Origin of the sequence: Aedoeadaptatus ivorii (assembly GCF_900638585.1) — a bacterium.
Classification (GTDB): Bacteria; Bacillota; Clostridia; order Tissierellales; family Peptoniphilaceae; genus Aedoeadaptatus; species Aedoeadaptatus ivorii.
In genome coordinates, this window is sequence record NZ_LR134523.1 from 1 (window position 1) to 17,325 (window position 17,325).

At 53.7% G+C, this 17,325-nt stretch carries 19 protein-coding genes and 1 tRNA gene; 17 read left to right on the forward strand and 3 right to left on the reverse strand.

Annotated features, from left to right (window positions below; all coding sequences use genetic code 11):
* The 15 genes from dnaA (at position 1) to arsS (ending at position 13,050) form a co-directional block, all read left to right on the forward strand.
* The gene (dnaA, locus tag EL294_RS00005) at positions 1 to 1,332 is read left to right on the forward strand and encodes a chromosomal replication initiator protein DnaA (protein WP_126464491.1); all 1,332 of its coding nucleotides are present in this window, start codon (positions 1 to 3) and stop codon (positions 1,330 to 1,332) included.
* A gap of 149 nt (positions 1,333 to 1,481) precedes the next feature.
* The gene (dnaN, locus tag EL294_RS00010; RefSeq protein WP_126464492.1) at positions 1,482 to 2,579 is read left to right on the forward strand and encodes a DNA polymerase III subunit beta; all 1,098 of its coding nucleotides are present in this window, start codon (positions 1,482 to 1,484) and stop codon (positions 2,577 to 2,579) included.
* Positions 2,576 to 2,773: a S4 domain-containing protein YaaA gene (yaaA, locus tag EL294_RS00015; RefSeq protein WP_126464493.1), complete on the forward strand. Its 198-nt coding sequence runs from the start codon at positions 2,576 to 2,578 to the stop codon at positions 2,771 to 2,773. Before dnaN ends, yaaA begins: the two co-directional genes overlap by 4 nt.
* Positions 2,774 to 2,849: 76 nt before the next feature.
* A complete protein-coding gene (gene recF / locus EL294_RS00020) occupies positions 2,850 to 3,932 on the forward strand; it encodes a DNA replication/repair protein RecF (protein ID WP_126464494.1) in 1,083 nt (360 codons plus the stop codon).
* 36 nt (positions 3,933 to 3,968) lie between these two features.
* Positions 3,969 to 5,888, forward strand: a complete 1,920-nt coding sequence (gene gyrB, locus EL294_RS00025; RefSeq protein WP_126464495.1) for a DNA topoisomerase (ATP-hydrolyzing) subunit B — start codon at positions 3,969 to 3,971, stop codon at positions 5,886 to 5,888.
* Between the two features lie 9 nt (positions 5,889 to 5,897).
* Complete coding sequence (gene gyrA, locus EL294_RS00030; protein WP_126464496.1) at positions 5,898 to 8,324, forward strand: DNA gyrase subunit A; 2,427 nt, start codon at positions 5,898 to 5,900, stop codon at positions 8,322 to 8,324.
* A gap of 62 nt (positions 8,325 to 8,386) precedes the next feature.
* A complete protein-coding gene (locus EL294_RS00035; protein ID WP_126464497.1) occupies positions 8,387 to 8,701 on the forward strand; it encodes an STAS domain-containing protein in 315 nt (104 codons plus the stop codon).
* Positions 8,701 to 9,057: an ATP-binding protein gene (locus EL294_RS00040; RefSeq protein ID WP_126464498.1), complete on the forward strand. Its 357-nt coding sequence runs from the start codon at positions 8,701 to 8,703 to the stop codon at positions 9,055 to 9,057. The genes EL294_RS00035 and EL294_RS00040 overlap by 1 nt, the downstream gene beginning before the upstream one ends.
* A gap of 1 nt (position 9,058) precedes the next feature.
* Positions 9,059 to 9,847, forward strand: a complete 789-nt coding sequence (locus EL294_RS00045; protein ID WP_126464499.1) for a SigB/SigF/SigG family RNA polymerase sigma factor — start codon at positions 9,059 to 9,061, stop codon at positions 9,845 to 9,847.
* Positions 9,847 to 10,467, forward strand: coding sequence for a phosphate-starvation-inducible PsiE family protein (locus EL294_RS00050; RefSeq protein ID WP_126464500.1), 621 nt, complete (start codon positions 9,847 to 9,849; stop codon positions 10,465 to 10,467). Before EL294_RS00045 ends, EL294_RS00050 begins: the two co-directional genes overlap by 1 nt.
* A gap of 84 nt (positions 10,468 to 10,551) precedes the next feature.
* A tRNA-Arg gene (locus EL294_RS00055) sits at positions 10,552 to 10,628 on the forward strand.
* Positions 10,629 to 10,882: 254 nt separating this feature from the next.
* A complete protein-coding gene (locus EL294_RS00060) occupies positions 10,883 to 11,377 on the forward strand; it encodes a MarR family winged helix-turn-helix transcriptional regulator (protein ID WP_164715145.1) in 495 nt (164 codons plus the stop codon).
* A 4-nt stretch (positions 11,378 to 11,381) separates the two neighbouring features.
* Positions 11,382 to 11,636 (forward strand): hypothetical protein, encoded by a 255-nt coding sequence (locus tag EL294_RS00065; RefSeq protein WP_126464502.1) that lies wholly within the window; start codon positions 11,382 to 11,384, stop codon positions 11,634 to 11,636.
* Between the two features lie 100 nt (positions 11,637 to 11,736).
* Complete coding sequence (locus EL294_RS00070; RefSeq protein ID WP_126464503.1) at positions 11,737 to 12,012, forward strand: GNAT family N-acetyltransferase; 276 nt, start codon at positions 11,737 to 11,739, stop codon at positions 12,010 to 12,012.
* A gap of 120 nt (positions 12,013 to 12,132) precedes the next feature.
* Positions 12,133 to 13,050 (forward strand): arsenosugar biosynthesis radical SAM (seleno)protein ArsS, encoded by a 918-nt coding sequence (gene arsS / locus EL294_RS00075; RefSeq protein WP_126464504.1) that lies wholly within the window; start codon positions 12,133 to 12,135, stop codon positions 13,048 to 13,050.
* Between the two features lie 41 nt (positions 13,051 to 13,091).
* On the opposite strand, the gene EL294_RS00080 is transcribed toward arsS, so the two are convergent.
* Together EL294_RS00080 and EL294_RS00085 are read right to left on the reverse strand one after the other, a co-directional pair.
* Positions 13,092 to 13,622, reverse strand: coding sequence for a DUF3783 domain-containing protein (locus tag EL294_RS00080; protein ID WP_126464505.1), 531 nt, complete (start codon positions 13,620 to 13,622; stop codon positions 13,092 to 13,094).
* A gap of 9 nt (positions 13,623 to 13,631) precedes the next feature.
* Positions 13,632 to 15,065 carry an aldehyde dehydrogenase family protein gene (locus tag EL294_RS00085; RefSeq protein WP_126464506.1) on the reverse strand — a complete coding sequence of 478 codons (1,434 nt, stop codon included), beginning with the start codon at positions 15,063 to 15,065 and terminating at the stop codon, positions 13,632 to 13,634.
* A 154-nt stretch (positions 15,066 to 15,219) separates the two neighbouring features.
* On the opposite strand from EL294_RS00085, the gene EL294_RS00090 reads away from it, so the two are divergent.
* A complete protein-coding gene (locus EL294_RS00090; protein ID WP_126464507.1) occupies positions 15,220 to 15,546 on the forward strand; it encodes a hypothetical protein in 327 nt (108 codons plus the stop codon).
* Here the strand turns inward: EL294_RS00090 and EL294_RS00095 are convergent.
* Positions 15,534 to 16,175: an HAD family hydrolase gene (locus tag EL294_RS00095; protein ID WP_126464508.1), complete on the reverse strand. Its 642-nt coding sequence runs from the start codon at positions 16,173 to 16,175 to the stop codon at positions 15,534 to 15,536. The two genes, EL294_RS00090 and EL294_RS00095, sit on opposite strands and share 13 nt — an antisense overlap.
* A gap of 105 nt (positions 16,176 to 16,280) precedes the next feature.
* On the opposite strand from EL294_RS00095, the gene EL294_RS00100 reads away from it, so the two are divergent.
* On the forward strand, positions 16,281 to 17,318 hold the full coding sequence (locus EL294_RS00100; protein ID WP_126464509.1) for a DNA polymerase IV: 1,038 nt from the start codon (positions 16,281 to 16,283) through the stop codon (positions 17,316 to 17,318).
* The last annotated feature ends 7 nt before the right edge of the window (positions 17,319 to 17,325 follow it).

Genomic DNA, 17,325 nt, shown 5'->3' on the forward strand with positions numbered 1-17,325 from the left:
ATGATACCTGACGTACACGCTTTATGGGAAAAAGCCTTCCAGTACATACTCGAAGAAAATCTCTATGAATCTCAGATCAACACTTGGTTTCGACCGATTCGCCCGGTTCGGATCCAGGACGATACGCTGATTTTGGGCGTATCCCGAGAATTCGTACTCAACCACCTGCAAAAAAATAACAACAATTATAAAAACCTTATCCGCCGCGCCGTCAAAGAAGCCGCCGGCAGCGATTTGGACATCCGCTTTGTATTGACCGAGGGCGGCGCACCGGCCGAGCCGCAAAACGACAGCATTCGCCCGGAATACCATCTCAATCCGAAATATACCTTCGATTCCTTTGTGGTGGGACCCTCCAATCAATTTGCCCACGCCGCGTCTTTGGCGGTGGCGGAAAATCCTCGCGAAAATCGCGCCAACCCGCTATTTATCTACGGCGGCGTCGGTTTGGGCAAGACCCATCTCATGCACGCCATCGGCCATTTTCTGCACCGAAACGATCCGTCGAAGCGGATCCTCTATGTCACCAGCGAGCAATTTACCAACGAATTTATCGCCTCGATCCAGACCAATCGCAACGAAGAGTTTCGCAGAAAATACCGCTCCCAGGACCTCCTGTTGATCGACGACATCCAGTTTATCGCCGACAAGGAATCCACCATGGACGAATTTTTTCATACCTTTAACGAACTTCACGGCCGCGACAAACAGATCGTAATGACCAGCGACAAACCGCCCAAGGACATTCAAAAACTCGAACAGCGGCTGATTTCGCGCTTTGCATGGGGCCTGGTGGTAGACATTCAGGCGCCGGATCTCGAGACGCGCATCGCGATTTTAAGAAACAAGGCGGAGAGCGACGGCTTCGACGTTCCCGAGGGCGTCATCAACTATATCGCCACCCATGTGAAGAGCAATATTCGGGAGCTGGAAGGCGCGCTTTCTCGCGTGACCGCCTACGCCAAGCTCACCACCGGCGAGATCACCGAAGAGACCGCCGCCATGGTGCTGAAGGACATCTACGAAAACAACAAACCCGTCGCGGTGACTGTGGGACGCGTAAAAGAAATTATCGCGGCGGAATACCATATTTCTCTGGAGGACTTAAACAGCAAAAAGAGATCCCGTCCCATCGCCTATCCCCGCCAAATCGCCATGTATCTGACCCGCAGCATGACCGACCTTTCGCTGCCGAAAATCGGACAGGAATTCGGCGGCCGGGATCATTCCACGGTGATCCACGCCTATGATAAAATTGAGGGGGAAATCGAGTCGGATCCGGAAGTCAGTATGCAGATCGAACGGTTAAAGGAGAAGATTAAGGGTAACTGATTGTGGATAACTCTTCCCGTCCTCCATAGCTTTATGCACACTCTATCCACAGCCTCCTTTCCTACCTCCGCGCTTTTCCGCTTTCTATCCACAAATCCACAGCCCCTACTACGATTACGAAGTATTACTCTTATATAGGAGGAGACAACATGCAGTTTCATATCGACAAATCCGCCCTGTCCTCCGTCGTCTCAACGGTCTCCAGGGCCATATCCGCAAAGACCAATATGCAGATTCTGGAAGGCCTGTATATGGAAGCAAAGGGAGGCGAATTGATTCTACGGGGTACGGATACCGAAATCTCCATCGAATCGAAAAGCGCCTGTATGGTCGATACCGAAGGGAGCATTGTCTTAAATGCCTCCCTCTTTGGCGACATCGTGCGCAAATTGCCGGCCGCCATGGTCCACATCGAAAGCGACGGCCAAAAGGTAAAGATCGTCTGCGAGCATTCCCGCTTCGAACTGATGGGGCAAAATGCCGAGGAATATCCGCAGCTGCCCGAACTCGAAGAAAAGGAATCGGTCGTCGTCACCGCCGACGACCTCTTAAAGGCCTTCAAGGAAACCCAATTCGCCACCTCAAACGACGATATGCGCATCGCGCTTACCGGCGTCTTGCTCGACGTAACGCATGAAGGCATCACATTCGTCGCCCTCGACGGGTATCGCATGGCGATGAGCCGCATCGCGGGCGAGCAACAGCTGGAGCGGGATCTCATCCTGCCGGCAAGAAGCGTCACCGAAATCGCAAAGATGGTGGAGGGAAAAGGCGCGCTTTCTATGGAAATCGGCAGCAACCACCTGTTGATCCGCTTAGACGAAACCAAGTTTTATACGAAGCTCTTAAACGGCGAGTTCTTCCAGTACAATAGCCTGATCCGCCGCGAACACGATGTCACGGTGCGTTTGGAGAAGAAGCCGTTTATCGACGCCCTGGAACGGGCGAGTTTGATGACCGGCAAGGAGCGCAACGGCCTGGTAAAACTCGAAATCTTTGACGATCGCATCGAAATCCTCTCGAATTCCGAGATCGGAAATGTCCACGAAGTGGTGGAAGCGCAAAAGACGGGAGAGGACCTCACCATCGCCTTTAACGCCCGGTATCTGTTGGAGGGGATTCGCGTCGTCGCAGAAGAAGAAATCGAGATGGGATTTACCGACGCGGTCAACCCCTGTATTATTACGCCGAATGCAGCCGATTCGTATCTGTACTTGGTGCTTCCGGTCCGGTTGGCGAGCCTATGAAGATCCAAACCGAATACATCAAACTCGACAGTCTTATGAAATTGATCAGCTGGGTCGATTCCGGCGGCATGGCAAAGACCGTGATCGCAAACGGCGAGGTGCGCGTAAACGGCGAAGTGGAAACGCGCCGAGGCCGCAAGCTCTACCCCGGCGATTCGGTACAATGGGAGGATCTTTGCGAGACGATCGAGTAGAAAGAAATCCGAACGTTTGTACTCTGAGAACATTTGTACTATACTATAAGAGAATGCGGCCCCGGGGGAGGTATGAATGTATGTAGAACGGTTGGATGTGGTTTCCTTTCGAAATCACGCACAACTCTCTCTTACCTTTCGGGAGGGCATATACAGTCTCTACGGCCCCAACGGCATCGGAAAGACCAATTTTTTGGAGGCCATCTATGTGGCGATGACGGGGCGGAGTTTTCGAACCAATACCCTAAAAGAAGTCATCGCTTTTTCGCGGGAACAGGCGTTTTTGCGCGCGCGCATCCAAACCGATCCCTTTCAAAAGGATCTGGAGATTGCCATCGGCGAAAAGGAGCGCAAATACGTGCGGGACAACAACCCCGTTCCCTCCGCCCGAGACTACGCCCGGGGCCTAGCGGCGGTGGTGTTCGAGCCCAAGCATCTGCGTATGGTGCAGGGCCCCCCGTCCGAGCGGCGCTCGATGCTCGACGAAATTTTGCGTATGAGCTCCGCCGCCTACGACGCCGCCTATAGCGGATATCATCATGTGTTGTATCAGCGCAATTACTTACTCAGAAAGCGAGGAGAGGCGGACCTGTTGGAGGTCTACGATCTCCGCCTTTCCACCTATGCCGCCGTCCTCTTAAAGGAGCGACTGGCCTTTTTAAAGCGCATGTCGAAAGTGGCGGCCGCCTACTATAAAGAAATTTCCGGAGAAAAAGAGAGCTTGGACATTCGCTACAAGGCGACCTTTCCCGTCGCCTTCGGCGGGGATCTCAAGGCGGATTTTTACGAAGCGCTCCGGAAAATGCGAAAAGAAGACTACGAACGGGGCCGCACGGCGATCGGGCCCCATTTGGACGATTTGCAGTTTCTGCTGGACGGCAATGAGGCAAAAAAATACGCCTCCACCGGACAGATCCGAAGCATCGTCCTGGCGGTAAAATGTATGGAGATCCATCGCCTCAAGGAGAGCACGGGGAGCGATCCGGTGGTGCTTTTGGACGATGTGCTCTCGGAACTGGACGAGGCGCGCAGAGAGCGCCTGCTTCGCCATTTAAGGGGACAGTGTTTTATCACCACGGCGGAGTATCTGCCGTTTTTAGAAGAATATTCCCGTCCCCTGGATCTGACGGAAATCAAGAATGCATCGAGAAAGGCCTAGGCTTTGTCCGGGTCTTTTTGCGGTAGAGGAGGGCTTATGGCAAAGGGAAATGAGTATAGTTCCAGCAATATACAGGTACTGACGGGACTGGAACCCGTTCGGAAGCGGCCGGGTATGTATATCGGCTCCACGGGGGCAAAGGGCCTGCACCATTTGGTATACGAGGTCGTGGACAACTCCATCGACGAGATCCTCGCGGGTCGCTGCGATTCGGTATGGGTGCGCTTAAACGACGACGGATCGGCCGAAATCGAAGACAACGGGAGCGGGATTCCGGTGGACATCCACCCCCAAACCAAAAAGAGCACGGTCGAGACGGTACTTACGATTCTCCACGCCGGGGGGAAATTCGACAGCGACGCCTATAAGGTATCCGGCGGGCTCCACGGCGTCGGCGTATCGGTCGTAAACGCCCTTTCCGAAAAGCTGATCGCCGAGGTCAAGCGCGAAGGCAAAAAATTCCGCCAAGTCTTTTCGCGGGGCATTCCCCTGACCGATCTCGAAGTGGTGGAAGAAGGCGTAAAAGAGACCGGCACCAAGATCACCTTTTATCCCGATGCGGAGATCTTTAAGGAGACCACGGAGTTCAGCCGCGAAGTGCTAGCGCGCCGTTTCCGCGAAATGGCCTTTCTCAATAAGGGCGCCTATATCGAGTTTCAGGACAATCGCGACGATGCCGATTTTCGGGAAGTCTACCACTATGAAGGCGGCATTATGAGCTATGTGGAGTATTTGAACCGCAGCAAAAAACCCATCCACGACAAGATCCTCTATGTCGACGAGATCGAACAGGACACCGCCGTAGAAGTCGCCATTCAATACACCGACGGCTACCGCGAGACGGTGCTGACCTTTGCCAACAATATCAATACCGAAGACGGGGGCACGCATCTCTCGGGTTTTCGGAGTGCGCTCACCAAGAGCATCAACGAATACGGCAGAAAATACAATTTTATCAAGGAAAAAGAAGAAAACCTCTCGGGCGAGGACGTGCGCGAGGGCATCAGCGCCGTAATCAGCGTCAAGATTCCCGATCCCCAGTTCGAGGGCCAGACCAAGGCAAAGCTCGGCAATTCCGAGACCAAATCGATTGTGGAGCGGGTCCTTTCGGGCTATTTGGAATCCTTCCTCGAAGAAAACCCCAAAATCGGAAAGATCATCCTGCAAAAGGCGCTTTCGGCGCGTCGGGCGCGGGAGGCGGCGCGTAAGGCGCGGGATCTGACGCGCAAGCGCTCGATCCTCGACAATACGCCCCTGCCCGGCAAGCTCGTCGACTGCCAGCTCGACGACAATCGCGTCACCGAGATCTTTTTGGTCGAGGGGGATTCCGCCGGCGGCAGCGCCAAGGGCGGACGCGACAGCCGTACCCAGGCGATTTTGCCGCTTCGGGGAAAGATTATGAATGTGGAGAAGGCACGGCTCGACAAGATCTTAAATTCTAAGGAGATCCGCGCCATGATCACCGCCTTCGGCACCGGGATCGATCAGGAATTCGACATCGAAAAACTGCGCTACGGCAAGATTATCATCATGACTGATGCGGACGTCGACGGCGCCCACATTCGCACCTTGCTCCTAACCTTCCTGTTTCGCCACTTGCCGCAACTGATTGAAGAGGGCCACGTCTTTGTGGCGCAGCCGCCGCTTTACGGCATTAAGCGGGGCACAAAGGTACTCGAGTACTGCTACAGCGACGCGGAACTGCAGGAGGCGCTCGACCGATTGGGGCGCGACAAAAACCTCAAGATCAGCCGCTACAAGGGGCTCGGGGAAATGAACGCCGAAGAGCTGTGGGAGACGACCATGAATCCCGACCACCGCATTCTGCTTCGGGTCGGGGTAGAGGACGCAAAACAGGCGGACGAGGTATTTTCGATGCTGATGGGCCAGGAAGTGGAGCCCAGACGAGAGTTTATCGAGGAAAATGCGATCTATGTAGAAAACATAGACGCGTAGGAGGACAGAATGGCAAAATTTGCAAACGAAAGCGGCATACAGGACGTCGTCCTGGAAAGGGCCATGCAGAAGGCGTATCTGGAATACTCCATGAGCGTCATCGTGGCCCGGGCCCTGCCCGACGTGCGCGACGGCTTAAAGCCCGTTCACCGCAGAATACTCTACGGCATGCAGCAGCTGGGCCTCGCCCCCGATAAGCCCCACCGTAAGTCCGCGCGGCTGGTCGGGGACGTAATGGGTAAGTACCACCCCCACGGCGACTCCTCGATCTACGACGCGGTGGTGCGCCTCGCCCAGGACTTCAGCATCCGCTATCCTCTGGCAGACGGTCAGGGAAACTTCGGTTCTATGGACGGCGACAGTGCCGCGGCCATGCGTTATACCGAGGTGCGCATGAGCAAACTCGCCACCGAGATGCTCAGAGACATCAACAAAGACACCGTGGACTTCGTGCCCAACTTCGACGAAGAAGACACCGAACCCGCGGTACTGCCGTCGCGCTTTCCCAATCTCCTGGTCAACGGCGCCGCCGGCATCGCCGTAGGGATGGCGACCAATATGGCGCCCCACAATATGAACGAGGTCATCGACGGCACCATCGCCTATATCGACGACGAGGACATCAGCCTCGAAGAACTGATGAAACATATCAAGGGACCGGATTTTCCCACCGGCGCCTTTATTATGGGAAAAGAGGGCATCGTCGAAGCCTATAAGACCGGACGGGGCAAGCTCACCGTCCGCGCCCGGGCGGAAATCGAGCCCTACAAGTCCAAACACCGCATCGTCGTCACTGAAGTTCCCTATCAGGTTAACAAGGCAAAAGTCATCGAAAAAATCGCGGAACTCGTCAAGGACAAAAAACTCGACGGCATCAGCGACATACGCGACGAATCCAACCGCCAGGGCGTGCGTTTGGTGATCGAACTTAAGCGCGACGCCAACCCCAATGTGGTCTTAAACCGCCTCTATAAAGAGACACAACTACAGATCACCTTCGGCATCATCAATCTCGCGTTGGTGGACGGCGTGCCCAAAGAACTCAGCCTAAAAGAGCTGATCCACTACTATGTCGAGCACCAGCGCGAAGTCGTCACCCGCAGGACCGAATACGACCTCGCCAAGGCGAAGGCGCGGGTGCACGTGATCGAAGGGCTTAAACTCGCCATCGACCATATCGACGAAATCATCGAGATCGTCCGCAGCTTCCGCACCGACGACGAGATCAAGGCGGAATTTACCAAGCGATTCGGTTTAAGCGACATTCAGGGACAGGCGATCCTCGATATGCGGATCAAGCGATTAAGCGGTCTGCAGGTAGAAAAGCTGGAAGAGGAATACCGGGAGCTGCTCGCCCTGATCGAAGCGCTGGAAAATATCCTCTCCCATCCGAAGATCCTCGACGGAAAGATCAAAGAAGAGCTGTTGGAGATCAAGGAAAAATTCGGCGATCTGCGCCGCACCGTGATCGCAAGAAGCGAGGGAGAGGTAGAGGATATCGACCTGATCGACGAAGAGGAAGTGGTCGTCACCCTCACCAATTCCGGCTATATTAAGCGCATGCCCGAAGGCACCTACAAGCCCCAGCACCGCGGCGGACAGGGGATCAGCGCGCTGAACAAAAAATCCGATGATTTCGTCACCAGTCTGTTTATCACCTCGACATTGGATCAGATCCTCTTCTTTACGGATCGCGGTCGGGTGTATAAAAAACTCGCCTACGAAATTCCCGCCGCCGGCAGAAACGCCAAGGGCACAGCCATCGTGAATCTATTGCAGCTGGAAGACGGCGAGCAAGTGGAATTTATCGTGCCCATTTCCGAGGTGGACGATACGGACAGCTTGGTCTTAATGACGAAGTTCGGCTATGTGAAAAAGACGGACATCGTAGAGTATCAAAACATCCGCAAAAACGGCTTGATCGCCATCGGCTTACGAGAAGGCGACAGCGTCGTGGGCGGCCACCAAATCAAGGGCGGCGAAGACTTGATGGCAGTCACCCGCATGGGCATGTGTCTGCGGTTTCAAGAAGCGGATCTCAGGAGCCAGGGCAGAAGCGCCATGGGCGTGATCGCCATTCGACCGGACGAAGGCGACGAGGTCGTGAGCTTTGTCATTCCCGAGGAAAACAAGACCCTCGCCGTGATCAGCGAAAAGGGCTACGGAAAGCGCACCGCCATCGACGAATACAAGGTGCAAAACCGCGGCGGCAAGGGCCTTTTGACCTACCGCGTCAAGGAAAAGACGGGGGCGCTGGTCTCCGCCAAAATGCTCGAGGAGAAGGATCAGATGATGATGATCACCGAAGACGGCACCATTATCCGCATTCTCGCCGAATCCGTCTCCTGTCTCGGACGGGCCACCTCGGGGGTAAAACTGATGAATATCAAAGACAGTCGCATCGTAGCCGTGGCCGAATATATCGGCGAAGAATAGAGTAGTATTGCGGCGCTGCGGCCCGAAGGGTATACTGTAAAGAGACAATATAGGAGGATGCCATGTTTAATCTGGAAATACGTGACGAAGGCAATCGACTTCGCATGATCCCCACCGGGGAAATGGATATGTACTACACCCCGCAGTTTAAAGAACAGGCGGTAAAGGCCTATACGGAGAATAAAAAAGATATACTCATCGACGGCGCGGATTTGGAATACGTCGACTCCACCGGCCTGGGCGGGTTTATGTATTTGTTGAATGTGGTCAAAGAACAGGGACACGAGATCGCCATATCGAATCTCGATCCCAATGTAAAAAAGCTCTTTACCATCACGAAATTGGACAAAATATTTACGATCGAAGGGGATGCGTAATGGCGGATCGAGTATCGGTAAAGATTCCGGCAAAAGCCGCCTATCTCTCCTTGGCGCGCCTGTGCGCGTCGGGGATCTGTGCCAATGCCGATGTGGATATGGATACGCTCGCAGACATTCGACTGATCTTAACCGAAAGCTGCAATCTCTCGTTTCGGATCGGAAGAAGCGAGGAGATTACGATCGTCTTGCTGCCGCAGGAAGACGGATTGGAATTTCGCGTATCCGGCATTGCCGAGCGGGATTTGGAAGACGACGAAATGCTCAGAATTTCTTCTATGATTATCGAATCCCTGGCGGATTCCGTGTCCTTCGGAGAAGACGAGATCGTCGTCGTAAAAAAATTCGGAGACTGATATGGACAAAGAAGCATATTACAGCATGGATCTCCCGCTCTCGAAAGAGACGCGCAAAGAACTTTTTGCGGAATATGCGGAAACCGGCGATAAGGAAACGCGCGATATCCTCATCGAGGAGCACCTGTATATCGCAGAAATTCTGGCGAAGAAATATACGGGCAAGGGCATCGACTACGACGATATCTTTCAAGTGGCCTCTATGGGCTTAATCTTTGCCGTCGAGCGCTACGATCCGAGCAAGGGATTCGAATTTTCTTCATTTGCCACGCCGACCATCATCGGCGAGATCAAAAAATATTTCCGCGACAAGGGCTGGACCATACGGGTGCCCCGCCGGGTGCAGGAGCTGTCGAAAAAGATCAACGACGCCAAGGTCACCCTGGCGCAAAAAGAACAGAAGACGCCGACGATCACAGAGATCGCCGAGTTTTTGGACGTCTCTACCGCCGAGGTCTTGGAGGTGATGGAGGCATCCAAGGTCTATTCGCCCGAAAGTCTCGATATGACCTACGATTCCGGCGGCGACGACCGCGAAATGAACAAGGGCGATCGGATCGGCGTGGAAGAGAGCTATTTTCAAAAGGTCGAACTCAACGACTTTTTGGAGCGGGCCATGGAAAAATTTAACGACGTGGAAAAGACCATTTTGATCGACCGCTATCATCACCGAAAGACCCAGGTTTCCATCGCGGAAAAATTGGGGATTTCGCAGATGACCGTCAGCCGCATCGAAAAAAAGATTTTAGAGAAAATGCGTAAAGAAGTCGAAAAATCGGGAGAGATGTAATGAACCGAAAGAGCAATGTGCTCATCCTGAATAAGCTCCTCTACGTGTTGGAACTCGTGATGTGCGGCGTGATCATTTTGGGGATCGTGATGTCGATCCCCGATCTGTTCAAGTATATGCTCGCCATCGTAAACAGCTCAAAGGACTCCAGCTACCAGCTGTTTCAGAATTTCTTAAGCCACGTCCTGTTAATGGTCATTGGCTTGGAATTCGTGGCGATGTTGATCGCCCACGAGGAATTTCAGATCATCTACATTATGGTTATGGTGGTGGCGCGAAAAATGTTGGTCTATGGCGATACCACCACGGACCTGTTTATCGGCGTCGCCGGCATCGCCGTATTGTTTATCGTACGCAAGTATTTTATGATGCACAAAATCCTCTCCAACGCCGGCGTGGGTATTTTTGAGGCGTCTACGACCCTAAAGGATGTAAACATCCATCTTGTCGAAGACATCCCCGCCTCGGAGGGAACACTGGGGGACTATGTCTTTTCGCTGATGGAAGAAAACGACGCCGTGGAACCCGGTACGGTGGTCGAAGACGAACTCTACGCCTATCAGATCGAAACCGTCGAAGAGGGCGGGATGCGTTTGATCGCCGTGGAGAAGAAAAAATAAAAGAAATCCCGGTAAAAATATGGATAAACTATGTAATTATCATAGGTTGACAATATATAAGAGAGCAAGTAAACTGGATGTTGTGGAGCTGTAGCTCAGTAGGATAGAGCGGTGCCCTCCTAAGGCGCGTGTCGGGGGTTCGATTCCTCTCAGCTCCGCCATTGCATATCGGAAATCCGTTGAACGCTTTTCGATCGGGAAGAATAAAAAAGAACAATGTCCGAAAGGCTTGTTCTTTTGTTATTTAATGGAAATTTCATATAAATTTCATACAATAGTCCGTATAATGTAATGTGAAATCGTAAGAATTTGTTTGGAATCGGGTAGGTATAGAGTGGATACCCGAATGAATCTGTTGCTTTACGAAGGCGTCGCAACGACGATCCTCCGTTTCAGTAAAGGAAAAGGTGATATCGTGGACAATAAAGAAAGATCCCTTTCAGAAGTAATGAATTCGATCTACTTAAAATATAAACTAAACTTCTATCAAAATCTCTACCGCAACAACAGCAATCGGAAGGATTCCTTGACGGTGATGGAAAAGTTCTGTGCCGAGGCGATCTATGCGCTGCACGGCCCCACCATCAACCAGTTGGCGAGCTTTATCCGCGTCAGCCAACCCAATGCGGCCTATAAGGTCAACAATTTGGTGAAAAAGGGCCATGTGGAAAAGGTGCGGAGCCAAAAGGACCGCAGACAGACCCATCTCTTTGTGACCGAAAAGTTTAAGACCTATTATCTGGTAAATTTCGAATACGTCGATACCATTATCGAACGCTTGAAGGAAAAGGTCTCGGAAGAAAAGCTCGAGGCCTTTCAAGAGGTGCTCGAGGCCATGGACGACGGTCTTTTGGAAGAGGTTTCCCGGGAGATGGACAAGCACTATTACAATCCGTATCTAAAAGGGTGATTCGATGGACAAGGGACGCGTGCGCAAATACCGCAGACTGCAACAGGAAATCGAAGAGGCGCAGCGGGAATACACCGCTTCGTTTTTGCGCGCCTTAAACGAGCGGACCGATAGCGACGAGGACATTCTCGCCTTAGAAGAGTCCCACGCGGTGCTTTTGGGTGAGATCGAAAAATTAAAGCGCATCCTCGCGCGTCCGTACGACATCGAAGAAAACGAGATCGAAAAATCCGATCGCCCCATGCGACCCGCGGAGTAAAGAGACCTTCGGGTCTTTTTTTATTGGATTGGGGGGCGCGCATTTTCCTCGCCCGGCAAAGGGGTATATCCCGAGTAGAAACAATAGAAAGGAAGATACTATGGATATTCGTTTTGACGAATCGGCCCATCGCGCCTACGCCCTAGATGGCGACAAAGAAATCGGGGAAAGTACCTACTCCCCTTCGGAAAAGTATTGGATTATCGACCATACCGAGGTCGATAAGGCTTATGGCGGCCAAGGCATCGCCAAGAAACTGGTCGATGCGGTGGTCGATGCGGCGAGAGAGCGGGGCACAAAGATCATGGCCACCTGTCCCTACGCGCTGAAACTCTTCCAATCCAGCGACGCCTACGACGACGTGCTCTACAAATAAGCCCATTCCATTCAACCCGTTTGTATCTTCGGATAGAAACGGGTTTTTTATGCTTTTTTGTCTGTGTCTATGATATGATGAGCACAGATAGGAATCAGATGTATGTATTGGGAGGATTGTATGAAATTTGCGGAACGGGTCGCCGAACCCCTAAAGACCACCGGCGAAATCGGCATATTGCAGATGAACATTACGGGGAAATGTAATCTTCGCTGCGCCCACTGTCACGTTATGAAAAATTCCGAGCACGAAATCATGTCCGATGCGACCTTGGACAAATGCGTAGAGGCGTTCGAAAAACACGGCTTTCGCACCGTCGACATCACCGGCGGAGAGCCCACCACCCATCCGAAGATCGTGCCCCTGTTAAAGAAGGCGCTCGAGACGGTGGACGAGGTGATCTTACGGACCAACGCCGTAGATATCGACGCGAACCCCGCGTTGATGGCGCTGTTGGACGAAGAAGACATCCACGTCGTGGTCTCTTTGCCCTGCTACACCCAGGAAAATGTGGACGCACAGCGGGGAGACGGCACCTATGAGAAGGTCCTCGCCAATCTGAAGCGACTGAACGAAATGGGATACGGAGACAAAAAGCATCTGTCCTTGGTCTACAATCCCCTCGGGGCATTTTTGCCCGGACCGCAAGTCGGTCTGGAGGCGGATTACAAGGAATACTTGGGCGAAAAAGGGGTCCGCTTTACCGATCTCTACACCATTACCAATATGCCCATGGGCTTTTTTGCGGACAAACTGAAGGAAGAGGGATTGGAAGCGGAGTATCGCAAACTCCTCGAGGACAATTTCAATCCGGAGACGGTCGAAAATGTCATGTGTCGCTACCAAATCTCCGTAGATCCCGCGGGCAATATCTACGACTGCGACTTTCACCAGGCGGAGGGCATTCGCGCCAATGGCCCCCGCACCATCGACGAGGTGCTCGAATCAGACGACCTCGGCCGAGAAATCGTCTGGGTGGATTACTGCTACGGTTGCACCGCAGGGAGCGGTTCCAGTTGCGGCGGCGCCTTGGAATAATTTGATACGCGCATTATAAAAGGAGTCCCGCAGGACTCCTTTTATAATGCCTTTTTCAGCTGCTCGATGACGGCGAGGACGTCTTCTTCTTCCAAGTCGTCGCCCTTTAAGCGCAGCGCCTTGGACGCTTCGATCGCCTCTTCTCGCTCCTTGCTCGGCGCATCTTCCTGTTTTTTCAGGGCCTCTTTGACCAAGGGGAGCATCTGCGACCAGGCGTTGACCACGGCGTTTTCCCGCCGGATGTGGTGCAGCAGATATGCGAAGGTCCAGTCCTTGGAGGTTTCGGTGAGCGCCGCTTTGTGGGGAAAGATTTCGCCTTCTTTTCGGAGCGCGAGGAGCATATTCTGCAGCGCTTCCGAGGAAAGAGAGACGAACAGCAGCATTTCCTCTTGGATGGGCTCTGCGGTCTTTCCGGTCTTTTCGTAGCCTTCCAGCCCCGCGAGATAGCCGACCAATTCGCCGATTTCATCTTCTTCTACCGCGCGGGTTTCGATGTCCATCGACTTCGCCACGCGCAGCAAGGTGTCTCTTCTATCGGGATCTTCGATCCCGTAATATACGATCTTTGCCATACGGCCTCCTTATTGTTTCTTCGGATAAAAGACAGTTTGTATTTCGTAAAACTCTCGCAGGCCTTCCTCGGCCCCTTCGCGGCCGATGCCGCTTTCTTTAAACCCGCCGAAGGGCGCGTTTTGGGAACGCGTGCCATCGCCTACGATCACTTGTCCCGCGCGGATTTTGGCGGCTGCTGCCAGCGCCTCTTCGTCGTCGGGACCGAACACCATGGCGGAAAGGCCGTAAATGGTGTCGTTTGCGATCTGAACCGCATCGTCCACGTCGTCGTAGGGGATCAGGCAGAGTACCGGCCCGAAGATTTCGTCCCGGGCGATGGTCATATGATTGTCCACATCGGTAAAGATCACCGGGTCCACGGCGTAGTCGCGGCCGTTAAATGTAGGAACTTCTCCCAATAGGACCTTGGCCCCCTCTTCGATGCCCAGCTTTACATAGCGACGCACCTTTTCGAATTGGTCTTTGCCGTTTAAGACGCCCACCCGGGTGTCGGGATCCTTGGGGTTGCCGAATGTGTATTCGTCGGTGAGATCTTTCAAAATGCGTTCGTAGCTCTCTTTTTCTGCGGCGGGTACCAGCATACGGCTGTGGGCCGAGCAAGTCTGTCCCACGTTCAGATAGAGAGTATCGAGCAGGCTCTTTGCGTACTTGCGCTTTTTCTCCTCGTCGATTCCCGGCAAAAAGAGGCCCGGGCTCTTGCCGCCCATCTCGAGCAGAATCCGCTTGGTGGTAGAGGTAAGCCCCAGGGCGCCCACTCCTTTGCCGCCGTCGGTGGATCCGGTAAAGGAGATCGCATCGACGCGCGGGTCTTTGGCGAGGAGATTGCCGACCTCGCTCCCCTTTCCCGGAAGTAGGGTAAAGACCCCGGCGGGAAGATTCGCCGCCGATGCCGCCTCGGCCCAGAAGTAGGCGGTCAGGGGCGCGGATTTCGAGGGCTTTAGGATGACGGAATTCCCCGCGAGTAAGGCGGGAATGACCTTCCGGACGATTTGGCCGAAGGGGTAGTTCCAGGGCGTAAGCGCCGCCACGACGCCCAAGGGCCGGAGGTATACGTCGTATCCGTCCCGATGTTCTACGGTAGAGAGCGCCTCGTGATCGGCGAGAAAGCCGCGCATGGCGGGGGTGTAGATTTCGAGATGGCCCTTTAGGGCAAAACGCTCGGTGCATCCCAGTTCCCGCGCGAGGATCGGGGCGATCTCGGAATAGGCGCCCACGAGATACTCGACCATAGCGGCGACCGCTTCCCTCCGCTCGGCGGGATCGGTGTTCTGCCAGATGTGATACCCCCGTACGGCGCTTTCGATGGCGCGGTCTACATCTTCCGGTCCGCTCCTGGGCACCCGGGCAATGATCGAAAGATCCGCCGGGTCTTCCACTTCGATATAGGCTTCACTCAGCGGCGCGGTGTAGCCGCCGTCGAGATACAGTTTGTCAAAATCCATGGCTTCCCCTCTCTAATTTTCGTAAAGACTCGTGTTTTGTGTGGATTTTGCATTCCTCTATATAACTACCCGCGGCCATGGGCTTTAATCGAAGGACGCTCGATCGGCGAATTCTCGGAAAGGTGATATAATAGGTCGGGAAAGGGGAGCGGCAATGAATATTTCGATACCGATGTTTAACGCGCTGATGGATTTTTTGGAAAAAGAAGACCCCGATTGTGCCGCCTCTCTCTACGAGACGGCCGATGCGGAGTCCGACTATGTATTGGAGGCGATGGGGATTCGCGGCATGGAAGAAGTGGAGATCGACCCCGCGATTTTTGCCGGAAAAAAAGAGCCCCTATGCGCAGCGTGCGAGGAGGCCCTGGCGGCATACGACCCCGCGCTGAGCTATATCGATGCGCGGGAGTGCGGCAGTCTGGATTTGGTGCATGCATTTTTTCAGCAGCTCTCCGAAACGGCGCCCGATCAACGGCGATAGGCCTTCTGCTTGGACCAGCTTAGTTTCGTGTATCCTTCGGGAATCACGGCGGCATTGATCAGATAACGGTGTTTTACGAGCTCCAGCATGGGGCGGTCGGCGGAGAGGGAGTCGCTATAGGCGACGCTGTTGTCGTAGTCGATCTCGATGCCCTTTTCGGTGAGATGGGCGAGGATATTGTCTACCTTTACCGCGTGTTTGTTGTTTTCCCCGACGATCCGATATTCTGCGTCGGTTTCGGTGCCGATAATATGGTCGAAGGGGAGAAAGTCTTTGATATATTGTAGATAGTCCTGGGCCGAAGCGGAGACCAACATCAGATAATAGCCTTCGGCTTTGAGGCGGCGGATCTCCTCGATCGCCTCTTCAAAGGCGTATGCCATCACATTGTCTTTTACAAAGGCCTTGAGTTCGGCCGGCGTATAGTGGCCGATCATAGAGAGGAATTCTTCTTTGATCGCCTTTTTTAAGTCGTCCCGCCGTCCGGCGAAGACGTGGCCCAGACAGTGTCTGTATAGATTTCTGCGAAACCCCGGCTTTTTCTTGGCGGTTTTTTCGTACAAGATCAGGATCGAATCCTTGGCGATGACGGTTTTGTCGAAGTCGAACAGGGCGATTTTTCGTTTCATTGTACCTCCTCGTCGTGGTTCTAAGGGTATTGTAAACCATCGGCGCGAAAAAGTCAGAGGGTATACCTTCGGGAAAGAATTTTGGTATAGTAGTAGGGTGTTGGCATGGCGACGATTTTACACGTAGATATGGACGCATTTTTTGCGGCGGTCGAAATCCTCGACCGGCCGTCGCTTTCGCATGTGCCCCTCGCCGTCGGGGGCGATCATCCCTCGGGCATCGTCGCCACGGCGAGCTATGCGGCGAGAAAATACGGCATCCACTCCGCCATGCCCATGTTTATGGCAAAGAGCCTCTGCCCCGATCTGGTGGTGGTGCCTGCGAGAAAGGGGCGTTATAGCGAAAAGAGCCGCGAGGTATTTGCGATCCTCGCCTCCTACGGCTATCCGCTGGAGCAGGTCTCTATCGACGAGGCGTATTTGGATCTTACAAAAGAGGAAAGGCCCGTTCCCACGGCGCGGGCCATGCAAGATCGGGTGCGAAAAGAGACCGGGCTCAGCATGAGCTGCGGCCTCTCGTACAACAAATTCCTCGCCAAGCTCGCCTCGGATATGGACAAGCCGGCGGGCTTTACCGTGATTGAAAGAAAAGACGCCCCCGCGATCCTTGCGGCACTGCCGGTGGGAAAGATCCACGGCATCGGCGAAAAGACCGAGGAAAAATTGCATCATCTGGGCATCCATACCGGTGCGGACCTAAAGGCGCTGGAGCGGGAATTTTTGGAGCGGGAATTCGGCAAGTCCGGCCGCCTGCTCTATGAGCGGATCCGCGGAATCGACCGCCGCAAGGTAGAAACCGAGCGGAAGCGAAAGAGCATCGGCTGCGAGGAGACCTTTCGCGGCAATCGCGACCGCGATTTTTTTGTCGAAAAGCTCGCTGCCTATAGCCGAGAGACCGCAGAAAACATGGAAAAAAAGGGATTTGCCGGCGCCTATACCGTGACGGTAAAGATCAAGACGGCGGATTTCGAGATCCATACCAAATCCCGCACCTTCGAGCGGCCCGTCGTCGGCGCGGATGCCCTATACGACGCCGCATCGACGCTGTTTTTTTCGCTCTACGAAGGCGAAAAGCTCCGCCTGTTGGGGCTGAGTGCGTCGAATCTCGTACAAACAGCCACGCGACAATTGCGTTTTTTATAGGAGGTCC

Excerpts from the sequence above, each read along its gene's own strand:
- dnaA (WP_126464491.1), top strand. The coding sequence starts at position 1 with ATGATACCTGACGTACACGCTTTATGGGAAAAAGCCTTCCAGTACATA.
- dnaN (WP_126464492.1), top strand. The coding sequence starts at position 1,482 with ATGCAGTTTCATATCGACAAATCCGCCCTGTCCTCCGTCGTCTCAACG.
- yaaA (WP_126464493.1), top strand. The coding sequence starts at position 2,576 with ATGAAGATCCAAACCGAATACATCAAACTCGACAGTCTTATGAAATTG.
- recF (WP_126464494.1), top strand. The coding sequence starts at position 2,850 with ATGTATGTAGAACGGTTGGATGTGGTTTCCTTTCGAAATCACGCACAA.
- gyrB (WP_126464495.1), top strand. The coding sequence starts at position 3,969 with ATGGCAAAGGGAAATGAGTATAGTTCCAGCAATATACAGGTACTGACG.
- gyrA (WP_126464496.1), top strand. The coding sequence starts at position 5,898 with ATGGCAAAATTTGCAAACGAAAGCGGCATACAGGACGTCGTCCTGGAA.
- EL294_RS00035 (WP_126464497.1), top strand. The coding sequence starts at position 8,387 with ATGTTTAATCTGGAAATACGTGACGAAGGCAATCGACTTCGCATGATC.
- EL294_RS00040 (WP_126464498.1), top strand. The coding sequence starts at position 8,701 with ATGGCGGATCGAGTATCGGTAAAGATTCCGGCAAAAGCCGCCTATCTC.
- EL294_RS00045 (WP_126464499.1), top strand. The coding sequence starts at position 9,059 with ATGGACAAAGAAGCATATTACAGCATGGATCTCCCGCTCTCGAAAGAG.
- EL294_RS00050 (WP_126464500.1), top strand. The coding sequence starts at position 9,847 with ATGAACCGAAAGAGCAATGTGCTCATCCTGAATAAGCTCCTCTACGTG.
- EL294_RS00065 (WP_126464502.1), top strand. The coding sequence starts at position 11,382 with ATGGACAAGGGACGCGTGCGCAAATACCGCAGACTGCAACAGGAAATC.
- EL294_RS00070 (WP_126464503.1), top strand. The coding sequence starts at position 11,737 with ATGGATATTCGTTTTGACGAATCGGCCCATCGCGCCTACGCCCTAGAT.
- arsS (WP_126464504.1), top strand. The coding sequence starts at position 12,133 with ATGAAATTTGCGGAACGGGTCGCCGAACCCCTAAAGACCACCGGCGAA.
- EL294_RS00080 (WP_126464505.1), bottom strand. The coding sequence starts at position 13,622 with ATGGCAAAGATCGTATATTACGGGATCGAAGATCCCGATAGAAGAGAC.
- EL294_RS00085 (WP_126464506.1), bottom strand. The coding sequence starts at position 15,065 with ATGGATTTTGACAAACTGTATCTCGACGGCGGCTACACCGCGCCGCTG.
- EL294_RS00090 (WP_126464507.1), top strand. The coding sequence starts at position 15,220 with ATGAATATTTCGATACCGATGTTTAACGCGCTGATGGATTTTTTGGAA.
- EL294_RS00095 (WP_126464508.1), bottom strand. The coding sequence starts at position 16,175 with ATGAAACGAAAAATCGCCCTGTTCGACTTCGACAAAACCGTCATCGCC.
- EL294_RS00100 (WP_126464509.1), top strand. The coding sequence starts at position 16,281 with ATGGCGACGATTTTACACGTAGATATGGACGCATTTTTTGCGGCGGTC.